Origin of the sequence: Clostridium sp. OM05-9 (assembly GCF_003481465.1) — a bacterium.
GTDB classification, from domain to species: Bacteria; Bacillota; Clostridia; order Lachnospirales; family Lachnospiraceae; genus Coprococcus; species Coprococcus ammoniilyticus.
Window position 1 is genome coordinate 249,798 of sequence record NZ_QULF01000002.1, and the last position, 16,698, is coordinate 266,495.

16 protein-coding genes are annotated in these 16,698 nt (G+C 39.7%); all 16 read left to right on the forward strand.

What is annotated here, in order from left to right:
* Positions 1-92: 92 nt before the first annotated feature.
* The 16 genes from DXB77_RS04195 (at position 93) to hisIE (ending at position 16,692) form a co-directional block, all read left to right on the forward strand.
* Positions 93-2,582: a ferrous iron transporter B gene (locus tag DXB77_RS04195; protein WP_118484843.1), complete on the forward strand. Its 2,490-nt coding sequence runs from the start codon at positions 93-95 to the stop codon at positions 2,580-2,582.
* 332 nt (positions 2,583-2,914) lie between these two features.
* Positions 2,915-3,232 (forward strand): thioredoxin, encoded by a 318-nt coding sequence (gene trxA / locus DXB77_RS04200; protein ID WP_117822644.1) that lies wholly within the window; start codon positions 2,915-2,917, stop codon positions 3,230-3,232.
* Between the two features lie 114 nt (positions 3,233-3,346).
* Positions 3,347-4,060 (forward strand): IMP cyclohydrolase, encoded by a 714-nt coding sequence (locus DXB77_RS04205; protein ID WP_118662719.1) that lies wholly within the window; start codon positions 3,347-3,349, stop codon positions 4,058-4,060.
* Positions 4,061-4,087: 27 nt separating this feature from the next.
* Positions 4,088-5,266, forward strand: a complete 1,179-nt coding sequence (locus tag DXB77_RS04210; protein ID WP_117822641.1) for a phosphoribosylaminoimidazolecarboxamide formyltransferase — start codon at positions 4,088-4,090, stop codon at positions 5,264-5,266.
* Between the two features lie 16 nt (positions 5,267-5,282).
* Positions 5,283-6,113: a tetratricopeptide repeat protein gene (locus DXB77_RS04215; protein ID WP_118662720.1), complete on the forward strand. Its 831-nt coding sequence runs from the start codon at positions 5,283-5,285 to the stop codon at positions 6,111-6,113.
* Between the two features lie 27 nt (positions 6,114-6,140).
* Complete coding sequence (locus DXB77_RS04220) at positions 6,141-6,941, forward strand: GTP pyrophosphokinase family protein (RefSeq protein WP_117784869.1); 801 nt, start codon at positions 6,141-6,143, stop codon at positions 6,939-6,941.
* Between the two features lie 3 nt (positions 6,942-6,944).
* Positions 6,945-8,327 (forward strand): RsmB/NOP family class I SAM-dependent RNA methyltransferase, encoded by a 1,383-nt coding sequence (locus DXB77_RS04225; RefSeq protein ID WP_117822639.1) that lies wholly within the window; start codon positions 6,945-6,947, stop codon positions 8,325-8,327.
* The gene (locus tag DXB77_RS04230) at positions 8,324-9,082 is read left to right on the forward strand and encodes an SDR family NAD(P)-dependent oxidoreductase (RefSeq protein WP_243100138.1); all 759 of its coding nucleotides are present in this window, start codon (positions 8,324-8,326) and stop codon (positions 9,080-9,082) included. The genes DXB77_RS04225 and DXB77_RS04230 overlap by 4 nt, the downstream gene beginning before the upstream one ends.
* Positions 9,083-9,159: 77 nt before the next feature.
* Positions 9,160-9,735, forward strand: coding sequence for a hypothetical protein (locus DXB77_RS04235; protein WP_118662722.1), 576 nt, complete (start codon positions 9,160-9,162; stop codon positions 9,733-9,735).
* A gap of 9 nt (positions 9,736-9,744) precedes the next feature.
* Entirely contained in the window at positions 9,745-10,731 is a 987-nt protein-coding gene (locus tag DXB77_RS04240) for an RluA family pseudouridine synthase (protein ID WP_118662723.1), read from the forward strand.
* Between the two features lie 58 nt (positions 10,732-10,789).
* Positions 10,790-11,323 carry a Holliday junction resolvase RecU gene (locus tag DXB77_RS04245; RefSeq protein ID WP_008400805.1) on the forward strand — a complete coding sequence of 178 codons (534 nt, stop codon included), beginning with the start codon at positions 10,790-10,792 and terminating at the stop codon, positions 11,321-11,323.
* Positions 11,324-11,452: 129 nt separating this feature from the next.
* The gene (gene hisZ / locus DXB77_RS04250) at positions 11,453-12,709 is read left to right on the forward strand and encodes an ATP phosphoribosyltransferase regulatory subunit (RefSeq protein WP_117784865.1); all 1,257 of its coding nucleotides are present in this window, start codon (positions 11,453-11,455) and stop codon (positions 12,707-12,709) included.
* 67 nt (positions 12,710-12,776) lie between these two features.
* Entirely contained in the window at positions 12,777-13,424 is a 648-nt protein-coding gene (gene hisG / locus DXB77_RS04255) for an ATP phosphoribosyltransferase (protein ID WP_021943839.1), read from the forward strand.
* A gap of 2 nt (positions 13,425-13,426) precedes the next feature.
* On the forward strand, positions 13,427-14,716 hold the full coding sequence (gene hisD, locus DXB77_RS04260; RefSeq protein ID WP_021943840.1) for a histidinol dehydrogenase: 1,290 nt from the start codon (positions 13,427-13,429) through the stop codon (positions 14,714-14,716).
* A 110-nt stretch (positions 14,717-14,826) separates the two neighbouring features.
* Positions 14,827-15,420, forward strand: coding sequence for an imidazoleglycerol-phosphate dehydratase HisB (gene hisB, locus DXB77_RS04265; RefSeq protein ID WP_117784862.1), 594 nt, complete (start codon positions 14,827-14,829; stop codon positions 15,418-15,420).
* Between the two features lie 9 nt (positions 15,421-15,429).
* Positions 15,430-16,692 carry a bifunctional phosphoribosyl-AMP cyclohydrolase/phosphoribosyl-ATP diphosphatase HisIE gene (hisIE, locus tag DXB77_RS04270; RefSeq protein WP_008400812.1) on the forward strand — a complete coding sequence of 421 codons (1,263 nt, stop codon included), beginning with the start codon at positions 15,430-15,432 and terminating at the stop codon, positions 16,690-16,692.
* The last annotated feature ends 6 nt before the right edge of the window (positions 16,693-16,698 follow it).

Below are 16,698 nucleotides of genomic sequence, written 5' to 3' on the forward strand. Positions count from 1 at the left end.
TGGATCGCACCGATCCAACATACAACGAAGCAGATGATTTACTTATTTGATGAATCATAGAAAATGACAGACAAAAAGGAAGGAGCATAAAAATGTCAGTTAAAATAGCGTTGGCAGGTAATCCAAACAGTGGAAAGACAACATTATTTAACGCACTTACAGGTTCAAACCAGTATGTAGGTAACTGGCCTGGTGTAACAGTAGAGAAAAAAGAAGGAAAATTAAAGGGTCACAAAGATATTATCATCACTGACCTTCCCGGTATCTATTCACTTTCTCCATATACATTAGAGGAAGTTGTTGCCAGAAATTATCTGATCAAGGAATATCCGGATGCGATCATCAATATTATTGATGGTACGAACATCGAAAGAAACCTGTACTTATCAACACAGTTGATCGAGTTGGGAATCCCGGTTATTATGGCAGTTAACATGATGGATCTTGTAAAGAAGAATGGTGACAAGATCGATATCAAGAACCTGAGCAATGCACTTGGGTGCGAGGTTGTAGAGATCTCGGCATTAAAGGGTACTGGAATTGATGAAGTAAAAGAAAAAGCAGTCGCAGCAGCACAGAAGAAAGTACAGAATAAGCGTGTACATAGCTTCGATCAGGCTGTTGAAGATGCAATTGACAGCGTAAGTGCAAAGCTTACAGTTGAAGAAAGAAAAAAGAGATTCTTTGCGATCAAGCTTCTTGAAAAAGATACAAAGATTGCAGAACAGATGGACAGTGTTCCGGATTGTAAAGACGAGATTAAAGCATTGGAAGACAAATTTGATGATGATACAGAGAGTATTATCACCAGTGAGAGATATGCATATATCTCATCTATCATTGGAAAGTGTGTAAAGAAGAATGCAAAGGGCGAAAAGCTTACAACTTCAGATAAGATCGATAAGATCGTTACAAACCGTATCCTTGCACTTCCGATCTTTATCGTTGTAATGTGGCTGGTTTATTATATCGCAATGTCAACCGTCGGTGCATGGTGCACAGACTGGACAAATGATAATCTGTTTGGTGACGGTTTCCATTTATTCGGTATCGGAAGCAAAGATTATGAAGAAGCATCCGGTGATTATGATGCAGCATCAAATGCACTTGATGCATATGGCGTACTTGTAACAGATGATGAAGATGCTGTAGATGTTGATGCAACAAAGGCAGCGATCGAAGCAAATACAAATACAGAAGCAAGTGTGAAGTATCAGATGGAAGATGAAGAAACTCTTGATACTTACGATATCGATGTATATTATTCAGAAGTACCTGCCGGTGCAAAAAAAGATAAGACAAATGCTATGTCTTATTTAGATGCAGTAGAATACTTCAACAAGACAGAAATGGCAGAGATCGATCCTGCTGATTATGGTGTGTTTGTTCCGTCCATTCCTGATCTTGCGGAAAGAGGTCTTGATAAGATCGGATGTGCAGACTGGTTAAAGGGACTGATCCTTGACGGTATAATCGCCGGTGTTGGTGCTGTACTTGGATTTGTACCTCAGATGCTTGTATTGTTCATCTTACTTGCAATCCTTGAGTACTGTGGCTACATGGCACGTATCGCATTCATCATGGACCGTATCTTCAGAAAATTCGGCCTTTCGGGAAAGTCCTTCATTCCTATTCTTGTAGGTGTAGGTTGTGGTGTTCCTGGTATAATGGCATCTCGTACAATTGAAAATGAAAAAGATCGTCGTATGACAGTTATGACAACAACATTTATTCCTTGTGGTGCTAAGGTTCCGTTTATCGCTATGATCGCAGGTGCGATTTTCGGTGGATCTTCACTGGTTGCTACAAGTGCTTACTTTATCGGTATTGCAGCAATTATCTGCTCCGGTATTATCTTAAAGAAGACAAAGATGTTCGCAGGAGATCCTGCTCCATTCGTTATGGAGTTACCTCCTTACCATATCCCGACAATCGGTTCTGTATTAAGAAGTATGTGGGAGCGTGGCTGGTCATTCATTAAGAAGGCCGGTACCATCATCCTCCTCTCAACAATCCTTGTATGGTTCACAACATACTTCGGTATTCTGGATGGTAAATTCCAGATGCTTTCAGAAGATCAGATCGACCACAGTATCTTAGCTAAGATCGGTGGAGCAATCTGCTGGATCTTCAAGCCACAGGGATGGGGCGACTGGCAGGCAACTGTTGCATCTATTACAGGCCTTGTTGCTAAGGAAAACATCGTTGGTACTATGGGTATCCTTTATGGTGGTGGGGAAGGCACAGTATACAGCGAGCTTGCAAAAGCATTCACAACAGCAAGTGGTTTCTCATTCCTCGTATTCAACTTACTCTGTGCTCCATGTTTCGCAGCAATGGGTGCTATTAAGAGAGAGATGAACAGTGCAAAATGGTTCTGGTTTGCAATCGGATATCAGTGTGGTTTCGCATACCTTGTATCCCTTGTTGTTTACAGAATTGCAGGACTCTTCACAGGTGCATGCTCATTCGGTATCGGCACTGTTGTAGCAATCCTGATCATCGTTGCTTTCTTCTTCCTGTTATTCCGTCCGGATCCAAACAAGAAGGTCAAGACAAGCAAAGAATTCTTAAATGCATAATTATAAAGGCTAACATATAATACACATACACAAAATGCGCGCTTCCCTTTGTGGCAGCGCGCATTTTGTGTATCGGTTATTATACAGAAATCAGATTTATATAAATTCCTGTCTGCCGGCTGGCGTTCATAGAATTGACAGACAAGATGACAAATGTAGATATTTATTAAAACTCCGTGAAATGAGTTGACAAATAAATGTATGATAGAGGAAAATGAATGTATACTATAATACAAGAGCACTTACTTGTCAGAAATGTTTTTTGAAAGTACAGATGTAAGATGATTGAGATGTCTGTATAATTAACGAATGACGAATTGGAGGTTTTTACTATGGCAGTTACACATTTAAATGAAAAAGAATATGAAGATCAGGTTTTAAAGGCAAAGGGACTTACGCTGGTTGATTTCTGGGCCACCTGGTGCGGACCATGCAGAATGGTTGCACCGATCGTTGAAGAATTGGCTGACGAATTTCCAGAGGTAAAGGTATGCAAGGTAGATGTAGATGAGAATCAGGAACTTGCACTTGCAAACAAGGTTGTATCAATTCCGACATTTTTATTATATAAAGATGGAGAAGTTATAAAGAAAATCGTGGGAGCAGTTCCAAAATCCGAGCTGATCCAGGCAATCCGCCAGTTTCAGTAGATAAGAATGCAGTCCAAAACGCTTGCAAAAGAAAGCATATTATTATAAGATGAAAGACAGCGACCAGATAAATGGGTACATGAATTGACTAATTTACTAAACGGAGGTTTACAAATGAAAATGTTATCATTATCAGAGGAACTTAAGGGTAATTCTTATCCCGGCAGAGGAATCGTGATCGGACGTTCGGAAGACGGAACAAAGGCAGTTACTGCATACTTTATCATGGGTAGAAGTGTGAATTCCAGAAATCGTGTATTTGTTACAGAGGGCGAAGGAATCCGTACAGAAGCATTTGATCCATCCAAGCTTGAGGATCCGAGTCTTATCATTTACGCACCGGTTCGGGTTCTTGGCAACCGGACGATTGTAACAAATGGTGATCAGACCGATACGATCTTTGATGGAATGGATAAAGAGCTTACATTTGAACAGTCACTGAGATGCCGCGAGTTTGAACCGGACGGTCCAAACTATACACCGAGAATTTCCGGAGTTATGCATATTGAAGGCGGACAGTATGACTATGCAATGTCTATCTTAAAGAGCAATAACGGAGATTCATCGGCATGCAACCGATATACATTTTCATATGAGAATCCAGCAAACGGAGAAGGACATTTTATTCATACATATATGCATGATGACAATCCACTTCCAAGCTTTGAGGGAGAACCGAAGTTAGTTGGTATATCAGGTGATATCGATACATTTGCAAATATGGTATGGGAAAGCCTGAATGAAGATAATAAGGTATCTTTGTTTGTCAGATATATTGATATCGCAACAGGAAAGTATGAGACAAGAATCATCAACAAGAATAAATAATCATCATGAATCGGGAGGAAATACAGAATGAACGAAATTCAATTAAAATACGGATGCAATCCAAATCAGAAGCCATCAAGAATCTATATGGAGGATGGAAGTGATCTTCCGGTTACAGTATTAAACGGTAAACCGGGTTACATAAATTTTCTGGATGCATTTAACGGCTGGCAGCTTGTAAAAGAATTAAAGGCGGCAACAGGACTTCCTGCAGCTACATCTTTTAAGCATGTATCACCAGCAGGTGCAGCAGTAGGACTTCCTCTTACAGATACACTTGCAAAGATCTACTGGGTAGATGATCTTGGTGAACTGTCACCGCTTGCATGTGCATATGCAAGAGCCAGAGGCGCAGATCGTATGTCATCCTTTGGTGATTTCATTGCATTGTCAGATGTCTGCGATGCAGATACAGCCCGCCTCATTAAGCGTGAAGTATCAGATGGTGTAATTGCTCCCGGGTATACAGACGAAGCTATGGAGCTTCTTCTGAAGAAGAAGAAAGGTAATTATAATATTATCCAGATCGATGAGAATTATGTTCCTGCTGAGATTGAACGCAAACAGGTATTTGGAATTACATTTGAGCAGGGAAGAAATGAACTGAATATCGATAAGGATCTTTTATCCAATATTGTAACAGAGAATAAAAATATACCGGAAGAAGCTCTTATCGATATGAAGATTGCACTGATCACATTAAAATACACACAGTCTAATTCTGTATGCTATGTAAAGGGCGGGCAGGCAATCGGTATCGGGGCCGGTCAGCAGTCCAGAATCCACTGTACAAGACTTGCCGGTCAGAAGGCAGATAACTGGTGGCTTCGTCAGTCTCCTCAGGTTATGGGACTTCAGTTTGTTGATGGCCTTGGACGTGCAGACAGAGATAATGCGATCGATGTATATATGGGTGATGAATATGAGGATGTTCTCCGTGATGGCGAATGGCAGAAGCGTTTCAAGGTAAAGCCGGAAGTATTCACAGCAGAAGAAAAGAAAGCATGGCTTGCCGGAAATCAGAATGTTACACTTGGTTCTGATGCATTTTTCCCATTCTCAGATAACATTGAACGTGCGAAGAAGAGTGGTGTTGCATACATTGCTCAGCCGGGTGGATCTGTCAGAGATGATCTTGTAATCGAAGCATGTGATAAATATGGAATGGTAATGGTATTTACAGGAATCCGTTTATTCCATCACTAATCAGGAGTTTATTGCTATGGCAGGAAGAAATCGTAGAAGACACAGAAAAAGAAAATCCAATATAGATTTTGGTAAAGTGTTTTTCTTTTTAGTCACCTGTCTGGTCATTGTTTTTGCGGCTGTTGTAATATTATCAAAGATCATATCGCATAAGGACCGCTATTTTGATGAAGGACTGGCATTTTATCAGAATGCAGAATACGATAAGGCACTTGACCGGTTTGCCGATGCACTTTCTGAAAAACAGATCTTTTCTCAGAATAAAGACAAGAATACCAGACTGTATATGGCAGATATTTATATGAAGACCGCTAATTATGATAAAGCGGTAGAAGAATATGATACTATTTTACAACAGACATCTGCAGATAAAAAGAATGTCGGTAAAATGAAGGAGATCGCCCAGGCATTGGCTGACTTTTCGGACAGCAATTATGCCGGGGCACTCCCGGTTCTGGAGCAGTATGTAAAGGATTATCCGGAATTATATCTGTATATAGGAACCTGTTATGCATCTATGAATGATGCAGAGCATATGTTTGAGAATTATGAAAAATACATAGATAAATATGGATATAATTCATATCTGTATGCCCAGTATGCCGCTTATTATATCAGTATCGGTGAGATGGACAATGCATATGGGTATATTAATAATGGACTTGCAAGCGATAATACCTTCCAGAAAGAGTTGCGTTTGCAGGAGATCAGTTATTATGAAAAGATCCAGAACTATGATAAGGCTTATGAACTTGCGAAAGAATTATATGAGCTTTATCCGGAGTATCAGGATGGTGTAGATGAATATAATTTCCTTTATACCAGAGTATCCCGTGATGATGAATAGTTAGAATTGGCAGGAGGCATTTTATTCGTGGAAATACAATTATGGAAAGAGATATTATCTCCGTATGAGCAGGCTGTAGATGAACTGCTCTTGAAATTTAAGCATATTATAAAAGATTATCGAAGTCAGGGACTGTATTCTCCAATTGAGAATGTAACCGGACGTGTAAAAAGAATTTCAAGTATTTTGGATAAGATGCAAAAGAAACATATTCCGATGGATCATATCGTGGAAGAGATGGATGATATCGCCGGAATCCGTATCATGTGCCAGTTCGAAGAAGATATTTACAAGGTTGTAGAGATCATAAGGAATCGCAGGGATATGTCAATCCGGGAAGAAAAAGACTATATCACGAATGCAAAAACAAGTGGGTACAGAAGTTTTCATATTATATTAAATTATGATGTATATACGATTAAAGGGCTTCAGACGATTCAGGCAGAGATTCAGATTCGTACAATGGCGATGGATTTCTGGGCAACGATAGAGCATTCCCTTCAGTATAAGTATCGTCATAATATGCCGGAACATATCCGGAAAAAACTGTTAAATGCAGCAAATGCAACTGTGGCGCTGGATCAGGAAATGTCATCTGTCCGGGGTGAGATTATGGATGCACAGAATTCGTTTAATTATAAGGCATCTATCGTTGCAGATATTTTAACAAATATTCAGAATTTGTATTATGTAGGCAACCAGCGTGAGGTTGTGAAGATACAGAATGAATTTTATGATATTTACCAGAAGGATGATCTGGAAAAGCTGGAGGATTTTTCCAAACAGCTTGATATTATCGCAGAAGGATACAAAGCACAGGGGTTATAGATTATGAACTTACCGGAGTCATTTACAAACAGGATAAAGACACAGTTAGGAGACGACTATGATGCATATATGAATTGTCTGGATCAGGGCATGCATCATGGACTTCGCGTGAATACAAATAAAATCAGTGTGGAAGATTTCTTGAAAATCTCTCCATTTGAATTAAAGCCTGTACCATGGACAACAAATGGTTTTTATTATGATGATAAAGCATGTACACCATCCAAACATCCATATTATTATGCAGGTCTTTATTATATTCAGGAACCGAGTGCGATGGCACCGGCGAGTATTCTTCCTGTTGAAGATGGGGATGTGGTTCTTGATATCTGTGCAGCACCGGGAGGTAAATCAACCGAGCTTGCAGCAAAACTTCATGGCACCGGGTTTCTGATCTCAAATGATATCAGTAATTCCAGAGCTAAGGCATTATTAAAAAATCTGGAATTATTCGGGATCGGTAATATGTGTGTGGTAAGTGAAGCTCCGAATAAGCTAAGCACAAAATTCTATCAGACCTTTGATAAAATTTTGATTGATGCGCCTTGCTCCGGTGAAGGAATGTTCCGTAAATCCCAGTCAATGGTAACAGCGTGGGAAAACAATGGTGTTGAGTTATTTGCCGGTTTACAGCGTGGAATCTTAAATGAAGTTGTAAAAATGTTAAAACCGGGTGGAACCATGCTGTATTCGACCTGTACGTTTTCTCCGGAAGAAAATGAACAGTCAATCGAATATCTTTTATCACTGGATGATACATTAGAATTAGTCGAAGTTCCGAAGTATCCGGGTTTTTGCAATGGAAATCCTGCGTGGGGAAAGACCGAAAATGCAGAACTTGAAAAATGCGCAAGATTATGGCCGCATCATATCGAAGGGGAAGGGCATTTTGTTGCACTTATTCATAAAAAAGAGGCAGAACAGACACAGGTATTTCAGTCATGGATACACAGAGGCTGTAAACCGGATAAAAATGCAGAAGAATTCCTTGCGCACGTTTCATCGGATGCCGGGATCCGGTCTGCATATATTGAGGAAAATAAAGGAAGACTGTATTATATGGCAGAACATATGCCGGATGTATCCGGGCTTCGGATGTTAAGACAGGGATTGTTCCTTGGCGAGATCAAGAAGAACCGGTTTGAACCGAGCCAGTCACTTGCTATGTATCTGAAACAAGGACAGTTTGATAATGAAGTAAATCTGACTTCTTCAGATGACCGTGTTTTAAGATATCTGAAAGGCGAGACGATCGAAGTATCGGATCAGAAAATTAAAAATGGATATGTGCTTGTTCTGGTGGACGGATATCCGCTTGGATGGGCAAAAAATACAAACGGAACGTTAAAGAATAAGTATTTATCTGGATGGAGGATGATGTCATGAGTAAAATAGCAGTCGTTACCGGAGCTTCTTCCGGACTGGGCAGAGAGTTTGTTGTTCAGATCAGTGAAAAATATAAGACAATCGACGAGATATGGGTGATCGCCAGACGTGCAGAACGCTTGTATGCCTTAGAAAGAGAGATTGAAGGCAAGAAGATTATTGTTCTCCCGCTGGATATCACAAAGCAGGAAGATCTTGAAGCCTATAAGAAGATGCTTGCAAAGGAACATCCATGGGTACGTGTTCTGGTGAATGCAGCAGGATATGGCATTATGGGACATGTAGAAGATGTTGTATGCGAAGAACTTACCGGAATGATCGATGTTAACTGTAAGGCTTTAGTTGCCATGACGAAGATTACTCTGCCATATATGAAAGAACAGAGCAATATCATTAATATTGCATCATCAGCGGCATATCTGCCACAGCCATCCTTTGCTGTATATGCAGCAACAAAATCCATGGTTAGAAGCTTTTCAAAAGCATTAAATAAAGAATTGGAGGACAGAGGTATTACAGTGACAGCAGTATGTCCGGGACCGGTCAATACAGAGTTCTTTGATGTTGCCGAGAAATATTCCCATACAAAGGCATTTAAAAGATTGTTCCGTGTAGAAGCAAAGAATGTGGTAAAACGGGCGTTATTTGATGCGTATTACCTGAAGACAGAATCTACCTACAGCATAACGATGAAAGCGTTTAAGGTTGTAACAAAGCTGCTGCCGAATGACTGGATCGTTTCCATGATCAAATAGAGACAGATATCCGTTAAATACAGAGATTTGCCGGGGTATGAAGAACATTATAATAAAAACAGAACAGGACAAAAACAATGGAAAAAGGACAGTATGGATATATAAAAAAACATAAGAAAAAGATCATAACCAGTATTATTATACTTGGTGTTATGATCCTGACAGGAGTAATTCTTTCGCTTGCCATGTTTAAAACAACAAAAACCTTGATCATCATACTTCCGATATTGATCAGCCTGCCATTTGCCAAACAGATCGTAGCACTTATCATGTGTTCCAAATTCAAGCCTTTAACAGAGGAAGAACACAGGAAGATAGAAAAAGGGATCCATTATGAGAACCGGGACGGCATCCTGTATGATATCTCGCTCAGTCGATATGAAGGAATGTTGTTTTTCCCTGCCGTGATCGTGCGGGATGGCAGAATGTTATTCTTATATCAGAAAGCATTTGACAAGAAGATTCCGGATGTGGAATTCCTGAAAAAAGAAATTACACGTTCCTTTGAAATGATAAAGAAACCATATGTTATCGTTACAGCGTTAACCGTGGATGAATTTATAAAGAAAGCGGAAACGATCAAAGAACCGGATGAAGATTATCTGGTAAAGGATCAGTCTATGCGTGAAAAATTATTTGAACTTGGTGTATAGGAGTCGGGCATGAAAGAGATCATTATATCGCAGAACGAAGCGGGACAGCGTGTGAACAAATTTCTTTTGAAATATCTGAATAAGGCACCGTCAAGCTTTGTTTATAAGATGATACGAAAGAAAAACATCAAATTGAACAATAAGAAAATTGAAGGAAACGAATACGTCTATATCGGAGATACGATCCAGATCTATATGTCTGATGAAACGATCGCCAATTTCAGGGAAGATGTCAGTGGAACACACAGCACTTCCTCTAAAAAGAAGATTCCGGTTGAGATCATCTATTTGGATGAAAATATTCTGATCGCAGACAAACCGACTGGCGTCCTGTCACAGAAGGCATCAAAAGATGATTACTCTTTTAATGAAGCATTGATCGACTATCTGCTTGATAGTGGGCATATCACAACTGAAGAACTGAGAACTTATCGTCCGTCTGTATGCAATCGTTTAGACCGCAATACATCCGGACTCATTCTTTGTGGGGTGAGTCTTACCGGAAGTCAGGAATTATCCAGAATTATAAGAGAACATTTATTACATAAATATTATTATACACTTGTACGGGGACGTGTGACACAGAAGCTTGACAGTACATGTTATTTACAGAAGGATAATGCAAAAAATATAGTTCGGATATCAGATTACCCATGGGAACAGGGCAAGAGTGAAGAAATTCATTCAATCTTTTATCCGGTTAAAAAAAATGATGATTATACATTGGTAAAGGTTGAGCTTATTACAGGTAAGTCTCATCAGATCCGTGCACAGTTAAAGCATCTGGGATATCCGGTAGTCGGCGATACAAAGTATGGCATACCTGTAGTGAACCGGTATTTTGCAGATGCTTATCATGTAAAGCATCAGCTTCTTCATTGCGGAAACATTATATTTAAAGAAACAGACGGTCCGCTTTCTTATCTGGGCGGAAAAGAGTTTTCGGCATTTCTTCCGGAACCGTTTCGGACGATCGAAAAAGATTTATTTAGGTAATTTGGAAAATAACTTTGATAAAAGCAGAATCGGATAAAAGATAAAGAGGCAGAATCGAATGGCAACTTGGAATTCCAGAGGACTTCGTGGTTCCTCACTTGAGGAACTGATCAATTATACAAATGAATATTATCGGGAAAAGAAGCTGGCAGTTGTTCAGAAGATCCCGACTCCGATCAAACCGATCCGTATGGATAAAGACAGCAGCCAGATCACGCTGGCGTATTTTGAAAAAGATTCTACGGTCGATTACATCGGTGTCGTACAGGGCATTCCGATATGCTTCGATGCGAAGGAATGTGCGGTTGATACGTTTTCTTTACAGAATATACATGAGCATCAGTATCATTTTATGAAAGAGTATGAGGAACAGCAGGGAGTCAGCTTCCTGATCATATTTTTTACGCATAGAAACAAATATTACTATTTACGTTTTTCGGAATTAAAGACTTATATGGATCGCGTGAACGAGGGACATGCAAAGAATTTCAAATATGAAGAACTGAATCCGGATTTCTTTATTCATGCAAAAAATGGAGCACTGGTTCATTATCTGGAGCTTCTGGATAAAGATTTGCAGTTAAGAGCATAAAGAATCAGGAAAAATCTTGACAAATGTCAACGTCTCACCTATAATGAGCACATTGTTGAAATAACTAATTATCGTGTTATCACTTTAATACGATAAAGCAAATAGACATGGATAAAAGGAGGAAAAGAGATGCAGGATAAACTGTTACAGACTCCGGACGGAGTAAGAGACACCTATGATGTAGAATGTAAAAAGAAAAGAAAGATTATTGAGAAGCTGCATCATACTCTGGAGTTATACAGCTATCATGATATAGAGACACCTACATTTGAGTATTTTGATATATTTAACCGTGATAAGGGATCTGCACCGTCAAATGAAATGTACAAGTTCTTTGACCGTGATAATAATACGCTGGTATTACGCCCGGATATCACACCTAGTATTGCAAGATGTGTAGCAAAATATTACAAGGATGAACAGCTTCCGATCCGTCTGTGCTATACAGGAAATACATATTCAAACCCAAGAAAATTGCAGGGAAAATTAAAAGAAGTTACACAGATCGGTGCTGAGCTTATAAATGATGATTCTTCTGCAGCAGATGCAGAGATCATTGCAACTGTTGTTGATTCTTTTAAGGCGCTTGGAATCGACGAGTTCCAGATCGAGATCGGACAGATCGATTACTTTAAGGGAATCGTTGCAGAAGCCGGAATTACAGAAGCCGAAGAACTTCAGATCAAGGAATACATCAATATTAAGAACTTCTTTGGTTTGGAGGAATATCTGAAGAAACTGGATCTGAGTCCTGTTTTAAAGAAAGCCTTTCTTGCATTTGACTCTTTATTCGGTGGAGAATCCATGTTAGAGCAAGCAGAGAAGCTGGTTACGAATCCGGTATCACTTGCAGCCGTTCACAGATTACAGAGAATCTATAAGGCATTATGCTGTTATGGATATGACAAATATATCGGCTTTGATCTCAGTATGTTAAATGGTTATAACTATTATACCGGCGTGATCTTCCGCGGATATACCTACGGAACCGGAGATGCAGTTGTAAAGGGTGGCCGATATAATAACCTGTTAAAGCAGTTTGGCAAAGATGCACCGTCTATTGGTTTTGCATTTACCGTAGAAGAACTGATCATGGCACTGTCCAGACAGAATATCGAGGTTTCGGTTGAATATTCGAATACGATCATTCTCTATGATATCGAGAATCAGGAGCCCGCGATCAGTCTTGGTAAGAGTCTGCGCCAGAATGATAAGAAGATTGAATTGATACGCAAATCTGTCAGAAAGTCAGTGGAAGATTATCTGGAATATGCAAAAAGAGAGCATTTTTCCGGACTGTTTTATTTTGAAAACAGTGATACGGTCAAGGTATTTGATCTTGTGTCCGGTGATGAGAACGAGGTGGCTATCGCATCCTTGAAATAAGCGGACAAAAACAGAAAGAAATTCAAAATTAGAATTTGATCGATGGATAGATTGGAGAGATAAATCAATGAGATATTTAACATTTGCACTTGCAAAGGGCAGACTTGCAAAGAAAACCCTTGCATTGCTTGAACAGATAGGAATTACCTGCGATGAAATGAAAGACCCGGATACCAGAAAGCTGATCTTTGTGAATGAAGAAATGAAGCTGAAGTTCTTCCTTTCAAAGGCAACAGATGTACCAACCTATGTAGAATACGGTGCAGCAGATATCGGTGTAGTTGGTAAGGATACGATATTAGAAGAAGGCAGAAACCTGTACGAGGTAATGGATCTCGGATTCGGTAAATGCCGGATGTGTGTCTGTGGTCCTCATAAAGCAAAAGAATTATTGAAGAAAAATGAGATCATCCGTGTTGCCAGCAAATATCCGAATATTGCAAAAGATTATTTTAATAATCAGAAGAACCAGACGGTTGAGATCATCAAATTAAACGGTTCGGTCGAGCTTGCGCCGATCGTTGGCTTATCAGAGGTGATCGTTGATATCGTTGAGACTGGAAGTACTCTTCGTGAAAACGGACTGGAAGTTTTAGAAGAAGTTTGTCCGTTATCTGCAAGAATGGTTGTAAATCAGGTAAGCTTAAAGATGGAAAATGAGAGAATCAGAAAGCTGCTTGCTGATTTAAATTCGTTGATTAATAAGGAGGCATAAAAATGAGAATTGTAAATCTGACGGAAGAAACCAGAAAGAACATTTTAAAGGATCTGTTAAAAAGAAGCCCAAGCAATTTCGGATCTTATGCAGATACAGTAGAGAAGATCGTAAATGATGTCAGAGATCGTGGAGACGAGGCATTATTTGGATATACCAAGCAGTTTGATAAAGCAGATATCAACGCCGGAAATGTTCTGGTTACAAAAGAAGAGATTGAATATGCTTATACACAGGTAGATGAGAAACTGATCGAGGTTATCAGAAAAGCAAAAGAAAACATTCGCACCTATCACGAAAAACAGCGTCAGTACAGTTGGTTTGATTCTGATCCGAAGGGTATCATGCTTGGACAGAAGGTAACAGCATTGGAATCTGTCGGAGTATATGTACCGGGTGGAAAAGCTGTGTATCCATCTTCCGTATTGATGAACATTATGCCTGCAAAGGTAGCAGGTGTTAAAAATATTATAATGACCACTCCTTGTAACAGCGAGGGTGAAGTATATGCGACTACACTGGTTGCAGCAAATGAAGCCGGTGCGACTGCTATCTACAAGGCAGGCGGCGCACAGGCAATCGCGGCTCTTGCATATGGAACGGAATCCATTCCAAAGGTTGATAAGATCGTAGGACCCGGAAATATCTTCGTTGCACTTGCAAAACGTGCGGTATACGGACATGTCAGCATCGATTCGATCGCAGGTCCATCCGAAATCCTTGTAATTGCAGATGAGACAGCAAATCCAAGATATGTTGCAGCCGATCTGTTATCACAGGCAGAGCATGATGAGATGGCATCCGCCATTCTGATCACAACTTCAAAAGAACTTGCCGAAAAGGTATCAGCTCAGGTCGATGAATTTATAAAGGTATTATCCAGAAAAGAGATCATTCGGAAATCCATTGATACATACGGCTATATCTTATTAGCTGATAATATGGCAGATGCGGTTGAAGCAGCAAATGCAATTGCTTCCGAACATCTGGAGATTGTAACTGCAAATCCATTTGATGTTATGACAAGGATCAAGAATGCCGGTGCGATCTTCATCGGTGAATATTCGTCCGAACCACTGGGTGATTATTTTGCCGGACCGAACCATGTACTTCCAACAAACGGAACAGCGAAGTTCTTCTCCCCGTTAAGTGTGGATGACTTCATTAAGAAATCAAGCATCATCTATTATTCCAGAGAAGCTCTTGAAGAAGTACATGAAGACATTGAAAGCTTTGCAAAATCAGAGCAACTTACAGCACATGCTAATTCTATTGCAGTAAGATTTGAATAGTGGTATAATATGAAACCAAGATTGCACAGGCGTCTGTATTATCAGTCCGCCTGTGCTTGTAGTTGCCAAAGTATCGGAAGAAAAATGTATAAAAACAAGGGAGAAAAGATATGGCGGATAGAGCAGTAAAATGCACAAGAAAAACCAGCGAGACAGATATTGTTCTGGAATTAAATCTGGATGGAAAGGGAGATGCAAAGATCGATACCGGTATCGGATTTTTCGATCATATGCTGACAAGCTTTGCCAAGCACGGATTTTTTGATCTGAATCTGACCGTAAAGGGTGATCTGTATGTGGATTGTCATCATACGATAGAAGATACGGGAATTGTTCTCGGAAAAGCGATCAAAGGTGCGCTTGGAGATAAAAAATCCATTAAGCGTTTCGGTAATTTCTTTCTTCCTATGGATGAAACGCTTGTTATGTGTGCGATCGACCTTTCCGGAAGACCATATCTTGTTTATGATCTGAACTTGACAACAGAGCGGGTTGGATATTTTGATACACAGATGGTAAAGGAATTCTTCTATGCAGTATCCTATGGTGCGGAGATGAATCTGAACCTGAAGCAGTTCTCCGGTTCCAATGACCATCATATCATCGAAGCAGCTTTTAAGGCATTTGCAAAAGCTTTAGATGAAGCAACTTCTATAGACGACAGATTAAATGGTAAAGTGTTATCTACCAAAGGTTCACTTTAAGGAGGTACTATGAGTTATAAGAAAATTATTCCATGTCTGGATCTTGAGAATGCACTTGAAATGGCAAAGTTCTATAATGATGCCGGTGCAGATGAGATTGCATATTTTGACAGTAAAGCAACAAAGGAAGGCAGAGAAGCGAATATTGCAGTTATCAAAGAGATCTGCAAGAATGTCGATATTCCATTGATCGCATGTGGTGGAGTAAGAAGACTGGAAGATATCAAGAAGATGTTATATGCAGGTGCTTCCAAGGTTTGTATGAAATCAGCAGCATTAAATACACCGGAGCTTGTAACGGAAGCCGCTGACCGTTTTGGTTCAGAACGTATCATCGTAACGATTGACCTGAGCGAATGTAAAGAGCCTGTAGCCTATGCAGAGCAGCTTAAGGAACTCGGAGCGGGTGAGCTCCTGTTATTACATAATAATATGGTTCCTGAATATATGGATATCGTAAATGAGATCAAAAACCGTGTAGCACTTCCTGTTATTGTTTCCACCTATTCAACAAATGGGGAAGCAATCTGTGAGATGCTTGAAAAGACAAATGCTGAATCCATTTCTTTATATAATCTGAAACAAATGGATATAATGGAGATAAAGCAGGAATGCAGAAAAGAAGGCATTCCGGTTAATACATTTGAAAGTGCAGTATCCTTTGATGAATTCAAGCTGAATTCTGACGGGCTGATTCCATGTATCACACAGCATTATAAGACCGGGGAAGTTCTTATGATGGCATATATGAATAAGGAATCCTTTGAAAAGACGATCGCAACCGGCAGAATGACATATTACAGCAGAAGCAGACAGGAGCTTTGGACAAAGGGTGAGACATCCGGTCATTTCCAGTTTTTAAAATCATTAAAATTAGACTGTGATAAAGATACCCTGCTTGCAGAGGTTTCCCAGATCGGTGCAGCCTGTCATACCGGCAGCCCGACCTGTTTCTTTACAGATCTGGTTAAGAAGGAATACGATAATACCAATCCGTTAAAGGTATTTGAAGAAGAATACGATATTATCGTTGACAGAAGAAATCATCCAAAGGAAGGTTCCTATACAAATTATCTGTTTGACAAAGGAATTGACAAAATACTGAAAAAGGTTGGCGAAGAGGCAACAGAGATTGTAATTGCTGCCAAGAATCCTGATTCAGATGAAATAAAATATGAGATATCAGATTTCCTGTATCACCTTATGGTTCTTATGGTTGAAAGAGGTGTCAGTTGGACTGATATTACCAAAGAACTGGCTGATAGAAGGTAGGAGGAG